This is a genomic window from Roseateles saccharophilus (assembly GCF_004342485.1).
Lineage (GTDB): Bacteria > Pseudomonadota > Gammaproteobacteria > Burkholderiales > Burkholderiaceae_C > Pelomonas > Pelomonas saccharophila.
Genome location: NZ_SMBU01000074.1, coordinates 1 through 6,931, shown reverse-complemented (window position 1 = coordinate 6,931; position 6,931 = coordinate 1). Strand labels below are relative to the sequence as shown.

7 protein-coding genes are annotated in these 6,931 nt (G+C 69.7%); 4 read left to right on the top strand and 3 right to left on the bottom strand.

What is annotated here, in order from left to right:
* Window positions 1–101 precede the first annotated feature (101 nt).
* A complete protein-coding gene (locus EV671_RS26145) occupies window positions 102–1,202 on the bottom strand; it encodes a hypothetical protein (protein ID WP_132576833.1) in 1,101 nt (366 codons plus the stop codon).
* A 188-nt stretch (window positions 1,203–1,390) separates the two neighbouring features.
* A complete protein-coding gene (locus EV671_RS26140) occupies window positions 1,391–2,638 on the bottom strand; it encodes a CaiB/BaiF CoA transferase family protein (protein WP_132576832.1) in 1,248 nt (415 codons plus the stop codon).
* 71 nt (window positions 2,639–2,709) lie between these two features.
* Here EV671_RS26140 and EV671_RS26135 point away from each other — a divergent pair, with 71 nt between their 5' ends.
* The 3 genes from EV671_RS26135 to EV671_RS26125 are packed head-to-tail and all read left to right on the top strand — an operon-like array spanning window position 2,710 to window position 3,854.
* The gene (locus tag EV671_RS26135) at window positions 2,710–3,180 is read left to right on the top strand and encodes a hypothetical protein (RefSeq protein ID WP_132576831.1); all 471 of its coding nucleotides are present in this window, start codon (window positions 2,710–2,712) and stop codon (window positions 3,178–3,180) included.
* A 9-nt stretch (window positions 3,181–3,189) separates the two neighbouring features.
* A complete protein-coding gene (locus EV671_RS26130) occupies window positions 3,190–3,588 on the top strand; it encodes a PTS sugar transporter subunit IIA (RefSeq protein ID WP_132576830.1) in 399 nt (132 codons plus the stop codon).
* Window positions 3,585–3,854 carry an HPr family phosphocarrier protein gene (locus EV671_RS26125; RefSeq protein WP_132576829.1) on the top strand — a complete coding sequence of 90 codons (270 nt, stop codon included), beginning with the start codon at window positions 3,585–3,587 and terminating at the stop codon, window positions 3,852–3,854. Before EV671_RS26130 ends, EV671_RS26125 begins: the two co-directional genes overlap by 4 nt.
* A 54-nt stretch (window positions 3,855–3,908) precedes the next feature.
* On the opposite strand, the gene EV671_RS26120 is transcribed toward EV671_RS26125, so the two are convergent.
* Entirely contained in the window at window positions 3,909–4,718 is an 810-nt protein-coding gene (locus tag EV671_RS26120) for a GNAT family N-acetyltransferase (RefSeq protein ID WP_132576828.1), read from the bottom strand.
* A 115-nt stretch (window positions 4,719–4,833) separates the two neighbouring features.
* On the opposite strand from EV671_RS26120, the gene ptsP reads away from it, so the two are divergent.
* On the top strand, window positions 4,834–6,609 hold the full coding sequence (gene ptsP, locus EV671_RS26115; RefSeq protein WP_132576827.1) for a phosphoenolpyruvate--protein phosphotransferase: 1,776 nt from the start codon (window positions 4,834–4,836) through the stop codon (window positions 6,607–6,609).
* The last annotated feature ends 322 nt before the right edge of the window (window positions 6,610–6,931 follow it).

Sequence of the window (6,931 nt, the reverse complement as noted above, 5' to 3'; positions counted from 1 at the left end):
GCCGCCTGACGCGTCCTCCCATCGCGCCCCAACGCTCCGGCCGGCGTCAGGTCAGGCGTCGTCACGTCCGGCAGGAGAGGTCTTCCACATTAAGAAATCTCTCAATTCCTCTTCGCCAGCTCGAACATCAGCAGCGAGGGCAGGGCGTCGGGCAGGTGGCGGCGCGAGATGCGGGCCACGCCGTCGCTGGTGGCCGTTGACAGCTGGGTGCGATGCTCGCCGTCGAACATCTCGACGAAGCTGAAGTCGGGCGCGTCGCGCATCACCTCGGCGATCAGTTGCAGCAGGGCCTCGTTCGTCAACCCCGCGTCGAACAGCAGCGCATGCGGCAGGCCCTCGCGGCAGAACTGCTCGGCCTCGGCCACGCTGCCGACCACGTCCACCAGCATACCCATATGGCGCACGGCGGCCTGGGCTTCGGTGCGCAGGTCGCGGTTGGCCGACAGGATGAGCAGCTGGCAGCCGGCCAGCGGACGCGAGTTGCCGCCCATGCGCTCGGCCTCGGCCTCGAGCCGGGCGTGGGTGCTGTCGGGCGCCGGGGCTTCATCGGGCGCGAGCTGGTTGAACTCCAGTGTCAGCAGCGTGATGCCCGCTTCCTGTTCGCGCAGCGGCAGCACGCCCAGCGTGATGGCGGTCTGCTCGAGCAGCCGCCAGGCCAGGGAGTCCAGGCTGGCCGACGAGTCCTGCGGCTCGGAGTCCTCGCCCAGCAGGTCCAGCGAGCGGTGGGCGAAGCGGCAGCTCAGCCGGGCCTTCACGGGCCAGGGCGTCAGGTCCAGGCGCAGGTCGACCGAGGAATGCGTGTTGGCCAGGGCCCAGTCCATCAGAGCGTTCAGCAGCGCGAACAGCAGGGCGCCGTCGGCCCAGATCTCGACGGGCTTGAGCGACTGGCGCACCTGCACACCGCGCGCCTGGGTTTCGCGGCTGCGCTGGGCCAGCACGCTGCGCAGCATCTGCGTGAGGTGCTGGCGCTCGCGGTTCAGGCGCAGCCGGCCGGAGGCCAGGCGGGCCAGCTGCTGGCCCAGCATGCCGGCGGTGCGGGCGTCGTCCACGCTGCGGCGCAGCAGGCGCAGGCCGCGGCGGTCGATCTGGCCGGTGGTGGCGAGGTTCTGGATCTGCTCCAGTGCCGCGCTCAGCGGGCCGGCGATCTCGGCGCCCAACTGCTGGACGATGTCCGCCCACTGCACCGGCGTCGGCTCAGGCATGACATCGTTGGCGGCGCTGGCGGGCGCTGATGAAGGCGGTGTGGACATGACCCCGGGGTGACGAATCCGCGGCGGATGGTTCTAGGTTGTGGGCCCGCCGCGGTATGAAAACGCATGCTGCGGACAGGCCGTGCCTACCTCCATCCCCCGGGTGGGTGGAAACCCTTGGTTCGGGGGTGGGTAAGCACTCACGCGATCACGCCAGCCGCACGCCAGTTCGTGATTTCTTCCACGCTGCAGCCGGCTTCGCGCAGCAGCTCGTCGCTGTGCTGGCCGAGCAGTGGGGGCGCATGCAGGTATCGGACCGGCGTGGCCGACAGCTTCATCGGGCTGGCGATCAGGCGCAGCCCGGGCGTCAGCGGATGGGGCAGGTCGAGCACGGCGCCGCGGGCCAGCGCCTGCGGGTCGGCCAGCGCCTCCCCGATCGAGTTGATCGAGCCGCAAGGCACCTTGGCGGCCTCCAGCGCGGCCAGCCAGTCGGTGCGGGGGCGCTGGCGGATGGCGTCTTCCAGCAGCGGTACGAGGATGGCGCGATGGCGCACCCGTTCCGAATTGGTCGCGAAGCGCGGGTCGGCGGCCCAGTCCGGCCGGCCGGCGATGTCGCAGAACTTGGCGAACTGACGGTCGTTGCCCACGGCCAGGATCAGGTGGCCATCGCTGGCCTCGAAGACCTGGTAGGGCACGATGTTCTGGTGGGCATTGCCCATGCGCCCCGGAGCCTTGCCGCTGCACAGGTAGTTGCTGCCCAGGTTGGCCAGCATCGCGAGCTGGGTGTCGAACAGGGCCATGTCGATGACCTGGCCCTGGCCGGTGGCGTCGCGGTGGCGCAGCGCGGCCAGGATGGCCACGGTGGCATACATGCCGGTGAAGAGGTCGGCCACGGCCACCCCCACCTTCTGCGGCCCGCCGCCGGGCAGGTCGTCGCGCTCGCCGGTGACGCTCATCAGCCCGCCCATGCCCTGCACGGCGTAGTCGTAGCCGGCGCGCTCGGCATAGGGGCCGGTCTGGCCGAAGCCGGTGATGGAGCAGATGACGAGGCCGGGGTGCTCGGCCAGCAGGCTCTGCGCGTCCAGCCCGTAGCGGGCCAGGTCGCCGACCTTGAAGTTCTCGACCAGCACGTCGACCTGGCCCGCGAGCCTGCGCACGATGGCCTGGCCCTCGGGCCGGGACAGGTCCACGGCCAGCGAACGCTTGTTGCGGTTGGCGCCGAGGAAATAGGCGGCTTCGGTCGTGTCCTGGCCGTCGGCATCCTTCAGATAGGGCGGGCCCCAGGCGCGGGTGTCGTCGCCGCTGCCGGGGCGCTCGATCTTCATGACGTCCGCGCCCAGGTCGGCCAGTGTCTGGGTGCACCAGGGGCCGGCCAGCACACGGGACAGGTCCAGCACGCGCACGCCAGAAAGCGCTTGTGGCGCATGGGAAGAGGGCTTGTGTTGCATCGCGGAATTGTCGCGGCGCCGCTGCCGATAATTCGCCGATGCGCCACTGCCCCACCGCCGGATTTGCCCTAATGCTTGGCCTGCTTGCCGCCTGCCAGCCGGCCTTGAACTGGCGCGAGTCCCGGCCCGCGGGCTCGCTGGCGCTGGCGCTCTTCCCTTGCAAGCCCGAGACCGAGCAGCGCCAGGGCATGGGCCTGGCGCAGTGCAAGGCAGGCGGGCTGGGCTTCGCGCTGTCCTGGGCCGACGTGCCGGACACGACCCAGGCCGGCCCGGCGCTGAAGGCCATGCCGCTGGCCCTGGCCACCAAGCTGGGCCGGCCCCTGCCCGCCGCCGAACCGCTGCAGGTGCCGGGCATGACGCCGCTGCGCGAGGCCGCCCAGCACCGCCTGGCCGGGGCCGGCAGCGTCACCCGCGTGGCCGTGTTCGCCCATGGCGGGCGGGTCTACCAGGCGCTGATGACGGCCGAGCAGGATGACGTGGCGGCCTGGGAAAACTTCGTCGGCGGGCTGCGGGTCGGCGGCGCCATCGATCCCGCCCGCTAACATGCCGGCATGCCCAATCTGCTCGTGATCGCCCATGCGCCGCTCGCTTCCGCGTTGCGGCAGGTGGCCGAGCACACCTTCCCGGACTGCGCCCCGACGCTGGCCGTGCTCGATGTCCACCCCGGCATGTGCGCCGAGGATGTCGAGGCCGCGGCCCGCTCGCTGATGGCCGAGGCCGGCCAGCCCGAGTGGCTGGTGCTGACCGACGTTTTCGGCGCGACGCCCTGCAACGGCGCGCTGCGCCTGGCGGGCGAGCAGATCCAGGTGCTCAGCGGTGTCAGCGTGCCCATGCTGTGGCGCACGCTCTGCTACGCCAGCCAGAAGCCCTTGACCGAACTGGCCCGGCGTGCCGTGCAGGGTGCGGTCAGCGGCGTCGTCGCCACGCCCCCCTTGCCTTCCGACGAATGATCAAGTCCACCCTCACCATCAGCAACAAGCTGGGTCTTCACGCGCGTGCTTCCGCCAAGCTGACCAAGCTGGCCGGCGGCTTCAAATGCGAGGTCTATATGAGCCGCAACGGCCGGCGTGTGAACGCCAAGAGCATCATGGGCGTCATGATGCTGGCCGCCGGCCTCGGTGCCTCGGTCGAGCTGGAGACGGATGGCGAGGACGAGCAGGCCGCCCAGGACCAGATCACCGCCCTCGTCAACGACAAGTTCGGCGAGGGTCAATAAGGCTTTGCGGGGCAGGCCGATCGAGCGCCGCCGGTAGCTCTGTCTCCAACCGGCTTAGAAGCTGATTCGGCGAAAGCGCGCCGGCAGATCGGCCGTGCGCAGCAGCAGCGGCAGGTCGGCGGTGTTGAAGTCCGGGTCCCAGGCGGGCTCGCCCATCAGCTTGGCGCCGCAGCGCAGATAGCCGCGGATCAGCGCCGGCGGCTCGACGGCGAGGTCCTGGCGCAGATGGGCGATGGGCAGCGGCAGGCGCGGGCGCACCTGGCAGTCGATGGGCGCGAGATGGGTGGCTGCGATCTGCTTCCACAGGCTGGCCGCGAAATGGCCGCCGTCGCGCATGCTGACGCTGGCGCAGCCGATCACGGTGTCCAGTCCGTTGCGGGCCATGAACTCGGCCAGCGCCCCCCACAGCGCGATGATGGCGCCGCCGCTGCGATGGTCGGCGTGCACGCAGGAGCGGCCGATCTCGGCCACGCGGGGGCGCAGCGCGCGCAGGCGGGTCAGGTCGAACTCGGTGTCGCTGTACAAGCCGCCGGCGCGCTTGGCCGCCGCGGGTGTCAGCACGCGATAGGTGCCGACGACTGGGCCGGCTTCGCCGTCCTCGCCGGCGGTGCGTACCAGCAGATGTTCGCAGTAGGCATCGAAGAGGTCGATGTCGAGGCCAGCCGGCGCGCCCTTGGGCAGAGCCAGGCGCGCGCCCATCTCGACGGCAAACACCTGATAGCGCAGCGCCTGCGCTTCGCGGACTTCGGCCTCGCTGCGGGCCCAGCTCACGCTCAGCGCTGTGGACGTGGCGCGCACCGGGCGCTGGACGATGGAAGGCGCATGCGGCAGTGCATGCGTGACGATGTCTTGACTGCTGTTCATGCCCGGCATGCTGGGCGGCGGGTTTGACGCAGCAGTGAAGGGCCTATGAAAAAACCATGACGCGCGGGGCTTGCGCGACAGGCTACATTGGCCCATCGGTCTGCGGGGTGAGCTGATGAGCTTCCAGGTGTTCGGTATTGCGGTTTCGCGCGGGGTGGCCATCGGCCGGGCCGTGCTGGTGGCGTCCAGCCGCGTCGACGTGGCCCACTACTTCGTCGCCGTCGACCAACTGCAAGCCGAGTTCGACCGTCTCCTGCGCGCGCGTGACGCGGTCGCGCTGGAGCTCGAGACGCTGAAGGCCGAACTGCCCGAGGATGCGCCCCACGAGCTAGCCGCCCTGCTGGACGTGCACCTGATGCTGCTGCACGACGAGGCCTTCACGGGCGGCGCCGGCCAGTGGATTTTCGAACGCCACTACAACGCCGAATGGGCGCTGTCCGCCCAGCTCGAGGTGCTGGCGCGCCAGTTCGACGAGATGGAGGACGACTATCTGCGCGAGCGCAAGGCGGACCTGGAGCAGGTCGTCGAACGCGTGCTGGGTGCACTGGCCCAGGCCCTGGGTGACGCGCCGGCCCCCATCACGCCGCGCGACTTCGCCGGCGAGGACCCGCTGCTGCTCGTCGCCGCCGACATCGCGCCGGCCGACATGATCCAGTTCAAGCGCAGCGTCTTCCGCGGCTTCATCACCGACATCGGCGGCAAGACCTCGCACACGGCCATCGTCGCCCGCAGCATGGACATCCCGGCCGTCGTTGGCACCCGCGAGGCCTCGCGCCTCATCATGCAGGACGACTGGGTCATCATCGACGGCGACGCCGGCACCGTCATCGTCAACCCCTCGCCCATCGTCCTGGAGGAATATCGCTTCCGTCAGCGTCAGAGCGAGCTCGAGCGTGCCCGCCTGGCCCGCCTGCGGCACACGCCGGCGGTCACGCTGGATGGCGAACAGATCGAACTGCACGCCAACATCGAGATGCCGGCGGACGCCGAGGCCGCGGTGACGGCCGGCGCCACTGGCGTCGGCCTGTTCCGCAGCGAGTTCCTGTTCATGAACCGCGAGGGCGAGCTGCCCAGCGAGGACGAGCAGTTCGCCGCCTACAAGGCCGCCGTCGAGGCCATGCGGGGCATGCCGGTGACGATACGCACGGTCGACGTCGGCGCCGACAAGCCGCTGGACCGGCTCACCGTCAACGAACTGCGCCACGAGCATGTGCTGAACCCGGCCATGGGGCTGCGTGCCATCCGCTGGAGCCTGGCCGAGCCCAGCATGTTCCGCCAGCAGCTGCGCGCCATCTACCGCGCCAGTGCGTTCGGCAAGGTCAGATTGCTGATCCCGATGGTGGCCCACCTCAGCGAGGTCCGGCAGATCCTGGAAACCGTCAAGAAGGTGCAGCAGCAGCTCACCGATGCCGGCCATGCCTACACGCGCGTGGAGCTGGGCGTGATGATCGAGATCCCGGCCGCCGCAGTCATGCTGCCGCTGCTGCTGCGGCATGTCGACTTCGTCTCCATCGGCACGAACGACCTGATCCAGTACACGCTGGCCATCGACCGCGCCGACGAGGCCGTCGCACATCTCTACGACCCCTGGCACCCCGCCGTGCTGCAGCTCATCCATCAGTCGATCGCCCAGGCGCGCGCAGCGGGCAAGGGCGTCAGCGTTTGCGGCGAGATGGCGGGCGACCCGGACTTCACCGAGTTGTTGCTGGCCATGGGCCTGCGCAGCTTCTCCATGCATCCGTCACAGATCCCGGCCGTGAAGCAGCGAGTGCTGCGGGCGGACAGCCTGAGGCTGGCTGCGGCGCTGACCCGCGTGCTGGAGAGCGAAGACCCGCGGGGCACTGCCGAACGGGAGCTGGCATCTGCGCGGACAGGGACGGCGGTTCATTGAAGGACGCGCGGAGCACCGCCTGCTGGTCACGGCCGGCCGGCCTGGTTCATATATAGATCGATCAATGAATCGGACGGCATCGGGGACGCCCGGACCAACCAGCTCGCCCGCGAATGCCTTTCTACGAGCAGAGGGCTTCGTCTGGTGGTGCAGCGGTGAAGGAGGTCGTCGCTCGGACAGGCGCCTGAGACGATTCAGAAGAATATTGCGAACCTCTTGCTCTGCCAAAAAAACCTGTGCTACAGTAGCGGGCTTCGCTGATCACAACGCGGTGCTTGTCGGGAACGGCAGCTGGCGGCGGTGAGATTGGCGAAGCGGGCCG